The 15,193-nt window shown below is 69.0% G+C and carries 13 protein-coding genes and 1 tRNA gene; 4 read left to right on the top strand and 10 right to left on the bottom strand.

Going from position 1 to position 15,193, the window contains the following annotated elements:
* Positions 1–138: 138 nt before the first annotated feature.
* Entirely contained in the window at positions 139–819 is a 681-nt protein-coding gene (gene phoU, locus BKH32_RS08620) for a phosphate signaling complex protein PhoU (RefSeq protein WP_075249575.1), read from the top strand.
* Between the two features lie 90 nt (positions 820–909).
* On the opposite strand, the gene BKH32_RS08615 is transcribed toward phoU, so the two are convergent.
* The 3 genes from BKH32_RS08615 to BKH32_RS08605 all read right to left on the bottom strand — a co-directional run bounded on the left by BKH32_RS08615 (position 910) and on the right by BKH32_RS08605 (position 2,930).
* Positions 910–1,647 carry a phosphoglyceromutase gene (locus tag BKH32_RS08615; RefSeq protein ID WP_075249574.1) on the bottom strand — a complete coding sequence of 246 codons (738 nt, stop codon included), beginning with the start codon at positions 1,645–1,647 and terminating at the stop codon, positions 910–912.
* A 263-nt stretch (positions 1,648–1,910) separates the two neighbouring features.
* Positions 1,911–2,240 (bottom strand): histone-like nucleoid-structuring protein Lsr2, encoded by a 330-nt coding sequence (locus tag BKH32_RS08610; RefSeq protein WP_070659414.1) that lies wholly within the window; start codon positions 2,238–2,240, stop codon positions 1,911–1,913.
* 617 nt (positions 2,241–2,857) lie between these two features.
* Positions 2,858–2,930 (bottom strand) — tRNA-Thr (locus BKH32_RS08605).
* A 73-nt stretch (positions 2,931–3,003) separates the two neighbouring features.
* Between BKH32_RS08605 and BKH32_RS13935 the strand changes: the two genes are divergently transcribed.
* The 3 genes from BKH32_RS13935 to BKH32_RS08595 all read left to right on the top strand — a co-directional run bounded on the left by BKH32_RS13935 (position 3,004) and on the right by BKH32_RS08595 (position 5,820).
* A complete protein-coding gene (locus BKH32_RS13935; RefSeq protein ID WP_178384586.1) occupies positions 3,004–3,165 on the top strand; it encodes a hypothetical protein in 162 nt (53 codons plus the stop codon).
* Between the two features lie 89 nt (positions 3,166–3,254).
* Positions 3,255–4,802 (top strand): amino acid permease, encoded by a 1,548-nt coding sequence (locus tag BKH32_RS08600; protein WP_075249572.1) that lies wholly within the window; start codon positions 3,255–3,257, stop codon positions 4,800–4,802.
* 19 nt (positions 4,803–4,821) lie between these two features.
* Positions 4,822–5,820, top strand: coding sequence for an asparaginase (locus BKH32_RS08595; RefSeq protein WP_075249570.1), 999 nt, complete (start codon positions 4,822–4,824; stop codon positions 5,818–5,820).
* Between the two features lie 139 nt (positions 5,821–5,959).
* Here BKH32_RS08595 and BKH32_RS08590 read toward each other — a convergent pair whose 3' ends face one another.
* From BKH32_RS08590 to BKH32_RS08560, 7 genes are all read right to left on the bottom strand, one after another.
* Complete coding sequence (locus BKH32_RS08590; protein ID WP_143222776.1) at positions 5,960–7,624, bottom strand: alpha/beta hydrolase; 1,665 nt, start codon at positions 7,622–7,624, stop codon at positions 5,960–5,962.
* Between the two features lie 30 nt (positions 7,625–7,654).
* Positions 7,655–9,397, bottom strand: coding sequence for an alpha/beta hydrolase (locus BKH32_RS08585; RefSeq protein WP_075249566.1), 1,743 nt, complete (start codon positions 9,395–9,397; stop codon positions 7,655–7,657).
* A 183-nt stretch (positions 9,398–9,580) separates the two neighbouring features.
* Positions 9,581–11,164, bottom strand: a complete 1,584-nt coding sequence (locus BKH32_RS08580) for an alpha/beta hydrolase (protein ID WP_075249564.1) — start codon at positions 11,162–11,164, stop codon at positions 9,581–9,583.
* A gap of 144 nt (positions 11,165–11,308) precedes the next feature.
* On the bottom strand, positions 11,309–11,893 hold the full coding sequence (locus BKH32_RS08575) for a hypothetical protein (RefSeq protein WP_075249562.1): 585 nt from the start codon (positions 11,891–11,893) through the stop codon (positions 11,309–11,311).
* 119 nt (positions 11,894–12,012) lie between these two features.
* Positions 12,013–13,266, bottom strand: coding sequence for a DNA polymerase III subunit delta' (locus BKH32_RS08570; RefSeq protein WP_075249560.1), 1,254 nt, complete (start codon positions 13,264–13,266; stop codon positions 12,013–12,015).
* On the bottom strand, positions 13,263–14,036 hold the full coding sequence (gene tmk / locus BKH32_RS08565; RefSeq protein ID WP_075249558.1) for a dTMP kinase: 774 nt from the start codon (positions 14,034–14,036) through the stop codon (positions 13,263–13,265). Before tmk ends, BKH32_RS08570 begins: the two co-directional genes overlap by 4 nt.
* A gap of 31 nt (positions 14,037–14,067) precedes the next feature.
* The gene (locus BKH32_RS08560) at positions 14,068–15,153 is read right to left on the bottom strand and encodes an OmpA family protein (RefSeq protein ID WP_075249556.1); all 1,086 of its coding nucleotides are present in this window, start codon (positions 15,151–15,153) and stop codon (positions 14,068–14,070) included.
* Between the last annotated feature and the right edge of the window lie 40 nt (positions 15,154–15,193).

Genomic DNA, 15,193 nt, shown 5'->3' with positions numbered 1-15,193 from the left:
GCGGCGGGGTCGCAGGGCTGCTGTGCTTAGGGGCAACATCCTTGGCGGTGGCCTCGGCGGGATCGCCGGGCAGCGCCGTCGATCCACCTCACCGACCGACCCGAGCCATCGGTCCTCGCCCGGAACAGGAGCAGCCTCATGCGCGCCATCTTCAACCAGGAGCTCAAGCAGCTGGGCTCCGACCTCGAGTCCATGGCCAACCAGGTCGCCACCGCGATCGAGCGGGCCGCGGAGTCCCTGCGCCAGGGGGACATCGTCATCGCCGAGCAGGTGATCGACGCCGACGAGCGCATCAACGACCTCCAGCGCGACATCGACGACCTGTGCGTCATGCTGCTGGCCCGTCAGCAGCCGGTGGCCGGGGACCTGCGCAACGTCCTGTCGGCGCTGCGCATGGCCCAGACCCTCGAGCGCCAGGGCGACCTGGCCCGCCACGTGGCGGCCATCGCCCGGGGCCGCTACCCCGAGCCGCCGCTGCCCGAGCCGGTCCTGGGCCTCATCCTGGAGATGGCGGACCTGGCGGTGCGCGCGGGCAAGGACGTCGCCCGCCTCATCTCGACGCGGGACCTGGATCTGGCCTCCGTCATTCAGACCAACGACGCCGAGCTCGACGCCCTGCACCGCCGTTCCTTCCAGATGATCCTGGACCCGGCTCACGACCTGAGCCGTCAGCAGGTCATCGACGCCGTCCTCATGGGCCGCTTCCTGGAGCGCTTCGGCGACCACTCCACGTCCGTGGCCAGCCGCGTGGCCTACCTCGTCTCGGGCGCCTCCATGCCGGAGACGCACGACGCCGAGGACGCCGACGCGCTCCACTGAGCACCCGGAGCCGATGAGACGGGCGGCGCCGGACCTTCCTTGAGGTCCGACGCCGCCCGCGTCCTTCAGGGTGCGGCAGGCCGCCGGGGCTCACTTGCCCTGGTTGGCCACTGCCGCGATCTTGGCCTCGGCCTCGGGGTCGAGGTAGCGGCCGCCCTTCTTGAGCGGTTTGAGAGTCTCCTCGTCGAGCTCGTAGACCAGCGGGATCCCGGTGGGGATGTTGACGCCGGCGATGTCGTCGTCGGTGATGTCGTCGAGGTGCTTGACGATGGCGCGCAGCGAGTTGCCGTGGGCGGCGATCATGACGGTCTTGCCGGTCTTGATCTCGGGGACGATGGTGCCCTCCCAGTAGGGCAGCAGGCGCTCGAGGACGTCCTTGAGGCACTCGGTGGCGGGGATGGGCTCACCGGCGTAGCGGGGGTCGGTGTCCTGGGAGAACTCCGAGCCGGCCTCGATGGCCGGCGGCGGCACGTCGTAGGAGCGGCGCCACTGCATGAACTGCTCCTCTCCGTACTCGTCACGGATCTCCTTCTTGTTCTTGCCCTGCAGGGCGCCGTAGTGGCGCTCGTTGAGGCGCCAGTCGCGCTCCACCGGGATCCAGTGGCGGTCCGCGGCGTCCAGGGAGAGGTTGGCGGTCATGATGGCGCGGCGCAGCATCGAGGTGAAGAGCTTCTCGGGGAGGACACCGGCCTCCTTGAGGAGCTCTCCGCCGTGGACGGCCTCGGCGCGGCCCTTGTCTGACAGTGGGACATCGACCCAGCCGGTGAAGAGGTTTTTCGCGTTCCATTCGCTCTCGCCGTGGCGGAGCAGTACGAGGGTGTAAGCCATGGGCCCATTCTGCCAGGATCGCAGGCATGGCGCGAGGCCTAGGAAGGGCGATCTCAGCGGGCGAGGGCGCCGGCGCGTCGGCCCGAAGGCACCGCTCGCAGCGATAACGCCCGCTCACGGGGTGAATTCACGTATTGAAAACACCACGGCCCTGGTGATGCGCCTGAGCGCACAACCAGAGCCGTGGTGCGAGGTGGCAATCAGCTCGAGAATGACTCGATGCAGGGTACCGGCCTCATGCGAGCCGGACGCCCCACGTTCCCTCAGTTGCCAGGGTTGACCTCATAGTAGGCCTTGCGCACCTCAGCGGAGACGCGACCGCGGTCAGAAACCTCAAGGCCCTGCTCGCGGGCCCACTCGCGAATCTTCTGAGTGTCAGAAGGACCGCTGGAACGACGACGACCGGAACTGCGGCGGCCGCCGGTGCGACGAGCTTTTCCGACCCATTCCTCAAGGGACTCACGAAGAGCGGCTGCGTGCTCGTCGTTCAGGTCGATCTCGTAGGTGACGCCATCAAGGGCGAAGGTGACAGTCTGATTGGCCTCGGACCCGTCGACATCGTCGACGAGGATGACCTGAGTCTTCTGTGCCATGATTCCTCATTCTGAGTGGAGGGAGCGGGCCTGAAGGATGTATCCCGCTGCGGACAACGTTAGATTAAACAATAGTTGCCCTCAATGCAACACGGCTTTTCGCCGCCCTCATTACCGGCCCCTACCCTCTAATCACACAGCGGCGCGCGGCTCCATACCGCCCCGGGTGCCTTGATGACCGAGACGAAAACTGTGAAAGCACTGAGGCGCCCTTTGGAGATCCTCACGAGACTGGGCAGAACAATCCGGGCACAACGCTCCATCCCCTCCGGCCGGCTAGAGGTATCCAACGACCAGCCAATCCGAGACAGCCAATCTCCCAGATGACTCTCAGATAGCGGTGGGGGATTCTCTCAGCCGGAAGGGAATGCCTGCGCCACCACGGCTCTCACCTCGAGGGCGCATCACGTCAAGGCAGGAGAATCCGCCCCGTTCGAGCCACGCCCCACCCCTTGCCGCACGACGACGAAGGATTTCAGCCATGCGGTCATCCCCAGAACACGCACGCGGAACAACCGCTGCGGCCGCCGAATGTGCCGGAAGGCACACCGAGGGGCCGCGGGCGAGGTTCCCGGAACGCAAAAGCCCCGGGAGGCGTGACCTCCCGGGGCTGATCGAGCCGCCTGTGGGAATCGAACCCACGACCTATTCATTACGAGTGAATCGCTCTGCCGACTGAGCTAAGGCGGCGCTGGCACAAGCAGCAGAGCCGAACATACCGGCCCTCCGGCCGCCACCGCAATCCGGCGCCACAAGGAGAACAGTGTTCCTCAACACAGTCATCCACCTTCCTTGTCTCATCGGAACCGTCACCGACGACGAAGGCCCCTCCCTTGTCCCACAGTCCCACAACGCCCAGGCCTCCCCCGGCTCAGCAGCGGATCACGACTGCGGCGGAGCGCATCCTGGACAGGAGCGCGACTGAGCTCAGCAGTCGCCCCGCATCGCCCGCACCACCGGTCCCGGTATTCTCCGCACGTCATTCAACAGGTCTTCCTCTCCGTAAGGATCTCTATGAGCGAGTCTCCGTCCAGCCATTCCCCCACCTCTCGATCACCACACGCGGGTGCTTCGTCGTCATCCTCACGCACTTCCCAGCCCGACCGGATCCAGGACCGCGGCGACGCCGGGTACAACAAGTCGTTGAAGAACCGCCACCTGCAGATGATCGCCATTGGCGGCTCCATCGGCACGGGCCTTTTCATGGGTGCCGGCGGTCGGCTCAAGGACGGCGGGGCGGGTCTGATGTTCGCCTATGCCGTCTGCGGGATCTTCGCCTTCCTCATGGTGCGTGCTCTGGGCGAGCTCGCCATCCGCAGACCCTCCTCCGGCGCATCCGTCTCCTACGCCCGTGAGTTCCTCGGCGAGAAGGGCGCCTACATCACCGGCTGGTTCTTCTTCCTGGACTGGGCGGTCACCGTCATGGCCGACATCACGGCCGTGGCCCTCTACCTCCACTACTGGACGACGCTGAAGGTTGTCCCGCAGTGGGCCTTCGCGCTCATCGCACTCGTCCTGGTCTTCATCCTCAACATGCTCAACGTCAAGATGTTCGGGGAGGCCGAGTTCTGGTTCGCACTCATCAAGGTCGCCGCCATCGTGTCCTTCATGGTGGCGGCCATTGTCGCCATTGTTCTCGGGCTTCACACCGAAACAGACTCCGACGGAGGGGCGATCACCGCAGGCGCCCACAACATCCTCGGAAACGGAGGCTTCTTCCCCGAAGGACTCCCGATCGTCTTCGCCCTGACCCTCGGCGTCGTCTTCGCCTTCGGAGGCACGGAGATGGTAGGAGTGGCCGCTGGAGAGGCGAAGGACGCGGAGAAAATCCTGCCCAAGGCGATCAACTCGATGATTCTGCGCATCTTCGTCTTCTACGTCGGCTCGGTCATGCTGCTGGCGCTGGTCCTGCCCTACACGTCCTACTCGAAGACCGAGTCGCCCTTCGTCACCTTCTTCTCCGGGATCGGTGTCCCCTACGCCGGTGACATCATCCAGGTCGTGGTTCTCACCGCTGCGCTGTCCTCCCTCAACGCCGGCCTCTACGCCACCGGACGCACCCTGCGCTCCATGGCGGTGGCCGGTGAGGCCCCTCGGGTGGCGGCCGGACTCAACAAGCACCAGGTCCCCGCCGGGGGCATCATCATCACCTCCTCCCTGGGGCTGCTCGGCGTCGTCCTCAACGCCTACCTGCCCGGTGACGCCTTCGACATCGTCATGAACCTGGCCGGAATCGGCATCGCCGGGACCTGGGGAGCCATCCTCGTCACCCACCTCGCCTTCCTGCGCCGGGTGCAGGAGGGCAAGGAGGTGCGGCCGGCCTACCGGATGCCCTTCGCCCCCTGGAGCAACTACGCGGCCCTGGCCTTCTTCACCATCGTCGTCGTCTCGAACGTGGCCGACCCGGCCGGACGCTGGACCCTGGGCCTGTTCGCCATCGTCGTCGTCATGATGGTGGCGGGCTGGTACGCGGTGCGGGGACGTATCCGGGGCGATCTGCTCGACGAGGTCCTCGCCGACGAGGTGGCCGGGGCCGCATCCGCCTCGACGCACGAGGCCTGACCGGCAGGAGGCTGCACCCATGCACGTCCACATCACCTACACCGGGGGCACCATCGGGATGGTGGACTCCCCTCACGGCCTCGTGCCCGGCGCGGATCTGGAGGGGTGGCTCGACTCGCAGCTGGCGGGCACGCCCCTGGCGCGCTCGGTGTCCCTGACCTCGCTGGCCCCGCTCATCGACTCCTCGAACGCCACCCCGCTGTCCTGGCAGGCGATCGTGGACGACCTGCGCGCCCACGCCGCTGCCGACCCGCAGGCCGCCTTCGTCGTCCTGCACGGAACCGACACGATGGCCTACACCAGTGCCGCCCTGTCCTATGCGCTGACGGACCTGCGCGTTCCCGTCGTCATCACCGGTTCCCAGCTCCCGCTCGGAGTGCTGGGAAGCGACGCAGCGGCGAACGTCACCGGGGCGCTCCAGGCCGCAACCTCCGGGCGCCTCGACGGGGTGGCGCTGTTCTTCGGTCATCGGCTCCTGGCCGGGAACCGGGCGACGAAGTCCTCCTCGTGGGCCTTCACCGGTTTCGACTCCCCCAATGCGGCCCCTCTGGCCACCGCCGGCGCCCCATGGCAGTGGACGCAGACCGCGTGGTCGGGAGCCGGCTGGAAGGACACCGCCCCCTACACCCGCCACGACGTCGTCGTGATCGACCTGGTCCCGGGCATCACCGCGGCCCGTCTGGAGGCGCTGTTGACGCCACTGCCCGAGGCCGTGATCCTGCGGGCCTTCGGAGTCGGCAACGTGCCCTCCCAGGAGCCGGGGCTGACCGACGTCGTCCAAGGGGTGATCGCCGCCGGGACGGCCGTCATCGTCACCTCCCAGTGCCAGGAGTCCGAGGTCGTCCTGGGGCACTACGAGGCCGGGGACGCGCTGGCCCGCAGCGGTGCCGTCGGCAGCCGCGACATGACCCTGGAGGCCGCCTACGCCAAGGTCCAGTTCCTGCTCTCGCAGGGACTGGCCGGAGACGACCTGGCCCACTGGATGGGACGGTCCATCGCCGGCGAGCTGAGCCAGTGAGTCGGGCGCTCAACCGCCGAGCAGCACCGGCGCCGGTGCTGCTCGGCGGTTGAGGAGTCGGCCCCGGACGACATTCACGTCGTTTCGGGGCCGATCTCATGGTCTGCGCGAGCCGGGCGCGGCGGGCACCCCGAGATGATCAGCAGGTGAGTCCCTTGTCCGGCATCGTCCCGTTGAGCAGGTAGGTGTCCACGGCCTTCTTGACGCACTCGTTGGAGCGTCCGTAGGCGGTGTGCCCGTTGCCCTTCCAGGTCATGAGCTGACCGGACTCGAGCTGGTCGGCCAGGGCCTCGGACCAGGCGTAGGGCGTGGCCGGGTCACCGGTGGTGCCCACCACGAGGATCGGTGCGGCGCCGGAGGCCGTGATCTTCTCGCGCTTGCGGCTCGACGTGTGGCCCCAGCCCTGGCAGTAGGCGTCGGGGTAGAGCAGCTGGGAGCCGAAGGTGGGCGAGGCCTCCTTGACGGCCTTGGCGTCCTCCTCCCAGGAGGCGTTGTCCCCCTGGACCGGGTAGTCCAGGCAGTTGACCGCCATGAGGGCCTCGGCGCCGTTACCGGAGTAGCTGCCGTCGCTCTGGCGGGAGGAGACGGCGTCGGCGATGGCCAGCAGCGCGCTTCCGTCCGGACTGCCCACCTTGCCCATCGCCTGGGACAGCGCCAGGGTGAGGGAGGGCCACAGCTGGGTCTGGTACATCGACCCCAGTACCCCGTAAACGGCCAGGTCGTAGGTCAGCGGCCGCTTGTCGTCAGAGGTCTGAAGCGGCGCCGTCTTCGTGGACTCGAGGAGCTCGCGGACCTGGGAGACCCCGGAGTCGACGTCCCCGCTCAGGGGGCAGCCCAGCTTGGAGCTCTGGCAGTTCTGCACGTAGGCCCGCAGCGAGGCCTCGAAGCCCTTGGCCTGCCCCAGGGTCAGCTCCGCGGCGCTCAGGGAGGGGTCGACGGCGCCGTCGAGGACCAGCCGCCCCGTGTTGGCCGGGAACAGCTCGGCGTAGGTGGCCCCCAGGTAGGTGCCGTAGGAGAAGCCCAGGTAGGTGAGCGCCTGCTGGCCGTCGACCGCACGCAGGATGTCGAGGTCCTTGGCGGCACTGATGGTGTCGATGTGGTCCAGGAGCCCCGCGGTGCTGGTCTTCGACGCGCAGGCCTCCCCCATCTTCTGAGCCCGCTCCTGGGTGGCCGTGGCCGAGGGGGTCGCCGGGTCGTTCGCCCCGGCTCGTTCGGCGTCGAGCTCGGCGTCGGTCAGGCAGTCGACCGCCGTGGAGGCGCCCACGCCACGCGGGTCGAAGCCGACGACGTCGTAGGAGCTGGTGAGGTTCTTGGAGAAGTAGGAACCGACGTTTTCGACCAGCTCGATGCCCGATCCTCCCGGCCCGCCCGGGTTGATGAACAGCGAGCCGACCGAGTCCCCGCCGGCGGCCCGCTTCTTCACCGCGATCTCGATCGTCTCGCCGCCGGGGTTGTTGTAGTCCAGCGGCACCTTGACCTTGGCGCAGGTGAAGCCGGTGTCCTTCCCCGACTTCGCCTCTGCCATCCCCTTCTTGTCACAGGCGTACCAGGAGACCTTCTGGTTGTAGAAGCTCTCCAGCCCGGCCGGAACCGCTGCCGAGGCCGACGCCGTTGCCGGCGAGGCCTTGATGTCGGTTTCGTCCTGGCAGGCGGTCAGGCCCCCGCAGGCCAGAAGCGCAGCGAGTGCCACGAGCAGAGGCTTGATACGAGGCCGGGGAGAAGTCGTAGTAGTCACGACGTGAACCTTATGCTGCCGAGCCGCCCGGGGCCTCCTCCTGGAGACGGAGTGGGAAGAAGTTCCCATCGAGGCCCCGGGGGCGGGGACGGTCCGGTGTCACTGTCCGTTCTTGCAGGTCAGGCCTTCCTCGGGCATGGTCCCTCTGATGAGGTAGGCGTCGACGGGCTTGTGGACGCAGGGACCCGAGCGCCCGTAGGCGGTATGGCCGTTGCCCTCCCAGGTCAGGAGCCGGCCGGACTCGAGCTGATCAGCCAGGGCCTGGGACCAGGCGTAGGGCGTGGCCGGGTCACCGGTGGTGCCCACCACCAGGATGGGGGACGCCCCCTTGGCGTGGATGGGTGCGGGCTTGCGGGTCCCGTTGTGCCCCCAGGCCTGGCAGCGCGCATCCTGGTTGCCCAAGGAGGCGCCGAAGGTTGGCGAGCTCTGGAGGATCTGCTGGTACTCCTTCTCCCAGCTGGTCATGTCGCCCTGGACGGGGATGTCCTGGCAGTTGACGGCGTAGAAGGTCGGGGTGCTGCCTCCGGCCGTCGCCTTCCCGTAGAGCACCTGGATGTAGGAGCCGTCCTTCTGGGTGATGGCCTGGTCGAGGGCGTAGGTGAGGAAGGGCCAGTACTCGGAGGAGTACAGGAGGCGGCGGACGACGCTGCGGATCGTGCTGCCGTCCACGGTGACGTTCGGGTCCGAGGTCTTCAGCGGCGTCTTGTCGGCCGAGGCGATGAGGGCCCGGATCTGCTGCACCCCGGCGTCGGCGTCACCGGTCAGGGGACAGTTCTGGCCCTCCTGGACGGCCTGGCCGGACTGGCACTGCTCGACGTAGGTGCGCAGTGAGGTCTCGAAGCCCTTGGCCTGCCCGGCGGCCCGGTCCCCCAGTGACAGGGAGGGGTCGACGGCGCCGTCGAGGACCATGCGGCCGGTGTTGGCCGGGAAGAGCTCGGCGTAGTGGGCACCCAGGTAGGTGCCGTAGGAGAAGCCCAGGTAGTTGAGCCTCTGGTCCCCGGACAGCGCCCGCAGGACATCGAGATCCCGGGCCACCGAGACGGTGTCCACATGGTCGAGCAGCCCGGCCGGCTTGGTGTGGGCGGCGCAGTTGGCCTCCTCCTGCTTGAAGTCCTTGGTGATCTCGCCGATCAGGGTCGGGAAGTCGATGTCGCCCTCCGCTCCGCCGTCGGCAGCAGGATTCTCAGCGTCCCGGAAGGGGGTGGGGTCGTCCCCGGCGACGTCGGCGGCGAGGGAGCCGGGCTGGGGGTCGTTGACACCCATGCCCCCCTGGGCGGCCTTGGCGGGCTGCTGGCCCGCGCCGTCGTCGCAGGTGATGGCGGTGGAGGCACCGACGCCGCGGGGGTCGAAGCCGATGATGTCGTAGGCCTGGTTGAGGGCGGGTGAGAACTGGGTCTGGCTGCTCTCCACCATGTCCACTCCGGAGTAGCCGGGGCCGCCGGGGTTGACGAAGAGGGTGCCCTGGCGCACCGAGCCGGTGGCCAGGTGCTTCTTCATCGCGATCTCAATGGTCTGACCATCGGGCTGGGAGTAGTCCAACGGCACCTTGACCTTGGCGCACTGAAAACCGGTCCTGTCAGCCGACCTCTCCACCCCACCGGTGGCCACACAGTCGTACCACTCGACCTTCTGACCGTAGAAGGACTCCAGCCCCTTGGGCACCGCCGCCTTGGAAGACGCAGCCGGAGCCGGCCCCGCAGCGGGCACCGCAGCAGCAGGAACCACACCGGCCCCCACCCCCAGGCACACACCCGCCACAGCCGCCAGCACCCCGGCAGACACCCGACGACGTCCCGGAGCGACTCGTCGCGGACCGGAAGATTCATTCACTCTATTTTTCATAAACGTTATATTACAAACAGTAAACGGAACGTGTGTGCGTCATGGGCAGGCATCTGAGAGTGAAGAAGAACCGTGGTTGGGGCGCTTGTCTCCAGCGCCCCAACCACGGTGATGAGTAACCCGCATCGCTCCCTGACGATCCTCAGTGGAGAGTCGGCAGGAGCGTGGCGGTTCCTTGAGGGCTCACTCCGTGCCGTGGCACGTCAGCCCCTTCTTGGGCATGGTGCCGGTGAGCAGGTAGGTGTCGACCGCCTTGGTGACGCAGGGACCGTGCGCGGGGTTGGCATAGGCCAGGTGGCCATTGCCCTCCCAGGTGAGGAGCCGGCCGGAGTCCAGCTGATCGGCCAGAGCCACGGCCCACTCGTGCGGAGTGGCCGGGTCGCCGGTCGTCCCGATCACGAGGATCGGCGCGGTCCCCTTGGCGTGGAGCGCCTTGGGCGGCCGGGTCCCGTTGTGCCCCCAGGCCTGGCAGCCGAGGTCGCCGGCCTCCGCGATGGTGGCGAAGCGGGGGGCGATCCTCTCCAGCTCCTTGCTCTGCGCCGCCCAGGTGGCCATATCGCCCTCGACCCGGTAGTCCAGGCAGTTGGTGCCGATCATCGCACCGGTGCTGACCGCGGGCTGCGCGTCGAGCCGGGTCAGTATCGTCCTGAAGATCGAGGCGTCGTGCTCGTTGATGACCTGCGCCAGGGCCTCATTGCCAGTCTCCCAGGAAGTCTCCGGAGAATAGAGCAGAAGCGCGATCACCTGCTTCATGTCCTCGCCCGTCACCGGGCGGTTCGGGCCCGAGGAGGGCACGGGCGACTGGTTGGCCGAGGTGAAGAGGTCTCCGATCTGCTTGACGCCGGCGTCGGTGTCACCGGTGAGGGGACAGTCCTGTCCTGACTGGCACCAGGCGACGTAGTTGCGCAGCGCCCGCTCGAAGCCCTGCGCCTGCCCCTGCCTGCGCTCGTTGTAGGTCAGGCTGGGGTCCAGGGCGCCGTCGAGGACCATGCGGCCGGTGTTGGCCGGGAAGAGCTCGGCGTAGTGGGCACCCAGGTAGGTGCCGTAGGAGAAGCCCAGGTAGTTGAGCTTCTGGTCCCCGGACAGCGCTCGCAGGACATCGAGATCCCGGGCCACCGAGACGGTGTCCACATGGTCGAGCAGCTCGGCCGGCTCGGTGTTCGCCGCGCAGTTGGCCTCCAGCTTCTTGAACTGCGCGGAGATGGCGGCGGCCCGCTGCTCGAATGTCGTGGCGCCGGCTGCGGCATTGACCGGGGCGGCCTCCGCCATTGCCGTCACCTCGGTGTCGGAGGTGCAGGTGATGGCGGTGGAGGCACCGACGCCGCGGGGGTCGAAGCCGATGATGTCGTAGGAGCTCTGCACGCCGGCGAAGGTCGTCGTCGCCATCGTGCTGACGGTATCCACCCCGGATCCGCCGGGGCCGCCGGGGTTGACGAAGAGGGTGCCCTGGCGCACCGAGCCGGTGGCCAGGTGCTTCTTCATCGCGATCTCAATGGTCTGGCCATCGGGCTGGGAGTAGTCCAACGGCACCTTGACCTTGGCGCACTGAAAACCGGTCCTGTCAGCAGACCTCTCCACCCCACCGGTGGCCACACAGTCGTACCACTCGACCTTCTGACCGTAGAAGGACTCCAGCCCCTTGGGCACCGCCGCCTTGGAAGACGCAGCCGGAGCCGGCCCCGCAGCGGGCACCGCAGCAGCAGGAACCACACCGGCCCCCACCCCCAGGCACACACCCGCCACAGCCGCCAGCACCCCAGCAGACACCCGACGACGTCGAAGGCCACCGGAGCCTCTCGCCTCGTCCACGACCGCGGGCGAGGACCGATAAGGCCGATTCTTGGGAGGATGCTTCGTTCTCGTTTCCATGAGCAGCATCATATGAACCGACCAGCCGGTGCAGGATCCCTCTCAGGGATGAGATGGGCCGTTTCCCTCCCCACTGCGAGTCCTCTTGCCCTCCGGGTCCTCGGCGGGTACCAGCCCCCAGGAGGCGGCCCAGGCCCAGAGCCGATCGAGCTCGTCCTCCATGAGGAAACGAGCCCTGGGCTCGGTGAGAGCCCAAGCGGTCATTCCTCCCAGCACCACCGTGCCCGCCCCGCTGCGCACTGTCGCCTGCACGCTCGGACCCGCGCCGCCGATGCGGCGGGCGGGGCGGGGCTCCTGGGCGATGTCGAAGTCGTCCCGGGAACCGGGCCAGGCGAGGTCGTAGGAGCGCAGCAGCGTCCTGCTGTGGATGCCGCTTTGGTCGAAGACGGTCCGCGGCCACAGGGTCGGGTAGCCCATGAGGAGGCACAGCGCCGCCACGACGAAACAGGCGAGCATCCCCCGGTACTGCCCGTAGGTCATGATCGCCAGCCCGATGGCCAGCCCCAGGAGGCCGACGGCGATGAGTCCCCAGGCGACGACCCGCTCCTGCGGGCTCGATCTGCGGATGATCGGCTCGAACCGAGCGGCGTGGCCGCCGCCCTCGACCCCGGACTGTGTCACGGTCATGTCACGACTCTTGCACACCTGGCCGCGGCCGTCCTGGTTTTGGGGGGTTGCGCCGGCAGTGGCCCGGGCCCTACGACGTCGGTTTCATGCCCCGCCGTGGGTCGGGCGGGGCTGGGCGCTCACCTTCCTTCGGCCTGGGGCCGCAGCTGCACCATGAGGGCCTCGACGGCCAGCAGGGGGGCGGCGTTGGAGCGCAGGCGGCTGCGGCACTCCTCAATGGCGGCGATGCGGGCCAGGGACTGCTCGGGGCTCGTCGTGCGGGCGGCCTGGTCGACGGCCTCGGACAGGTCGAGGTTGACGCGCTCGACGTCACTGCCCATCTGGGTGGTCAGGACGTCGCGGTAGAAGGACAGCAGGTCGATCATGGCCCGGTCCAGCACGTCGGTGCGGGCGCGCTTGGCGCGGCGCTTCTGGTCCTCCTCGAGCTGGCGGATCTGGGCGCGCAGGGCCGCTGGGATCTTCCCGTCGCTCTCCAGGCCGAGGGCGCGGGTGAGCTCGGCCTTCTCGCGGGCGTCGCGCTCGGCGGTGGCCTCCTTGGCCTCGGACTCGGCGGCCTCCACCAGGGAGGCGGCGGCCAGGACGGCGTCACCGACGCTGCGCAGGGAGACCGGGGCGAGCAGGAGGCGACGGCGCCGGTCCCAGGCGCCGGCGTCGGTGGCCAGGTGGCGGGCGAGCCCGATGTGTGACTGGCTGGCCCGGGCGGCCCGGGCGGCCAGCTCGGGGTCGGCGCCGTCACGGCGCACGAGGAGCTCGGCGACGGCGTCTGCCGGCGGGATCCGCAGCGTCACCAGGCGGCAGCGGGAGCGGATGGTAGGCAGGACGTCGTCGGCGCTGGGGGTGCACAGCAGCCAGACGGTCTGGGGCGGGGGCTCCTCGATGGACTTGAGCAGGACGTTGGTGGTGCGCTCGGCCATGCGGTCGGCGTCCTCGACGAGGATGACGCGCCAGCGTCCGGTCCAGGGGCGGCGCTGTGCCTCACCGATGAGGGTCTTGACCTCCTCCATGGTGATGATGAGCTTCTCGGTGGCCAGGCGCACGACGTCGGGGTGGGAGCCGGCCATGACGTCACGGCAGGGCTTGCACTGCCCGCAGCCGGGCACGGGGCCGGTGCACTGCAGGGCGGCGGCGAAGGCGCGGGCGGCATTCGAGCGGCCCGACCCGGGTGGGCCGGTCACCAGCCAGGCGTGGGTCATGGCGAGCCCGGCCGGTGAGGCCGCCCCCGGGCGCGCGACCCCGTCTCGCGCCTCCTCGGGGGCCAGACCGGCGGCGGCCTGCGCCTCGCGCTGCTGGGCGGCCTGGCGGGCGGCCCGGGCCGCGGCGGTGAAGGCGGCCACGGCGCTCTCCTGGCCGACGACGTCCTCCCACACGCTCATGAGCGCACCTCCTCGCCCGGCCCTGCGGCGCTACGGCGGACGGCGGCCTCCACGAAGGCCTCCACGAAGGCCTCCAGGCCCAGGAGCACGCCCTGGTGGGCCCCGCCGTGGGCGAGGTGCACGCCGTGGCGGCGCACGGCGGCGACAACGGCCTCGATGACGTCGTCGGCCACCTGGTCGACGGGCCGGTCGGCGTCGACGACGACGAAGCGCTCGGGCTCGGCCTGGGCCAGGGTGAGGAACTGCTCGCGCAGGGCGGCGCGGAAGACGTCCCCCTCCTGCTCGAGACGGTCCTTGGCGCCGCGGCCGGTGGTGCGCCGCTCGGCCAGGTCGGGGTCGCCGTCGAGCAGGATGGTCAGGTCCGGCAGGAGTCCCTCGGTGGCCCACAGGGACAGGTCGCGGACCTCCTGGGGGCCGAGAGAGCGGGCCGCGCCCTGGTAGGCGACCGAGGAGTCGAGGTAGCGGTCGGCCAGGACGACGGCGCCGCGCTCGAGGGCGGGCCGCACGCGGGTGGCGATGTGGTGGGCGCGGTCGGCGGCGTACAGGAGGGCCTCGGCGCGCGGGGCGACGTGCCCGCCGTGCAGGAGGAGGCGGCGGATCTCGACGCCGAGCTCCGTGCCGCCCGGCTCGCGGGTGAGGATGTGGTCCACGTCCGCTGCGGTCAGGAGGTCGGCGAGAATGCGGATCTGCGTCGTCTTGCCGACGCCGTCACCTCCCTCGAAGGAGATGAACAGACCGGGGTGGGCCGTGGCGGGGGGCGGCTGAGTCACGTCCCCAGCGTAGCGGCCGCGATGTGAGACCTCAGAAAGTCGGGACGAAGACCTCGACGCGGCGGTTGAGGCGGCGACCGCCGGGGTTGTCGGAGCCGTCGGGGTTCTCGTTGGGGGCCACCGGCTTGGTCTCGCCGTAGCCGACGGCCTCCAGGTCGGCGGACACGCCGTCGGACTTCAGGGCGTTTGAGACGGCCTGCGCCCGCTGCTCGGAGAGCTTCTGGTTGAAGGCGTCGTCGGAGACGGAGTCGGTGTGGCCCTGCACCTGCACCTTGGGGGCCTTGGAGTCCTTGAGGACGGTGGCCAGGCTGCTCAAGGTGGTCGAGGCCTCGCCGCGCAGGTCGGATGAGCCGAAGTCGAACAGGACGCCCTCCTCCAGGGTGATGACGGTGCCGCAGGACTGCACGGGCTTGGCGGCGTCGATGGAGGGGAAGGTGCCGACCTTGCCCGCCTTGGGGACCGGCTTGGCCGAGATCGTGGAGCCGTTGACGATGGCGCTGCCGTCGCCGTTGACGGTGACCGAGAGGTGGTCATCACTGTAGGTGCCCGAGCCGTCACCGTTGATGGTGATGGAGACCCTGCCGTCGGAGTAGGTGCCCGAGCCGTCACCATTGTTGGTGATGGAGACCCTGCCGTCGTTGAACGTCCCTGAGCCGTCACCGTTATTGGTGACTGCGGTGGCTCCTGAGCTCGTGGTCATGGAGCCGTCTCCGCCCAGGACCGTGGAGCCGGAGACGAGCGAGCCGTTCGCGTCGCAGCGGGCGGGCCTGACGGTGATACCGGGCTGGGAGGTGATGGAGCGTGTCAGGTCCGGGGTGAAGGCGCCCGTGGACTGGGTGAGCAGGCTGAGGTCGGGCAGCGCGATCATGGGGATCGGGGGAATCTGGCCGGGCTCGTAGCCGGCGACGGCCTGCCCCGTGGAGCCGGAGGCTCCCGTCGCCTGGGCGGAGGCAGGGGCCTGAGTGCTTCCCGCGGAGCTGCTGGAGTCCGCACCGACCCCGGTCTCCTGCCCCTGAGCCGGCGACGACGAACCTCCTCCGACGGTCAGGGAGCAGCCGCTCAGCGCGAGGGCGGTGATGAGGGCGAGGGAGGGCAGGGAGATGAGTGTTTTCGTCATGTCCAGAACGTTACTGAGTCGCTGTCGCCGCCTGATTCCT

The sequence above is a fragment of the Actinomyces oris genome (genome assembly GCF_001929375.1).
Classification (GTDB): domain Bacteria; phylum Actinomycetota; class Actinomycetes; order Actinomycetales; family Actinomycetaceae; genus Actinomyces; species Actinomyces oris_B.
The sequence above is the reverse complement of the archived record's forward strand: the minus strand, read 5'-3'. Positions and strand labels throughout refer to the sequence as shown.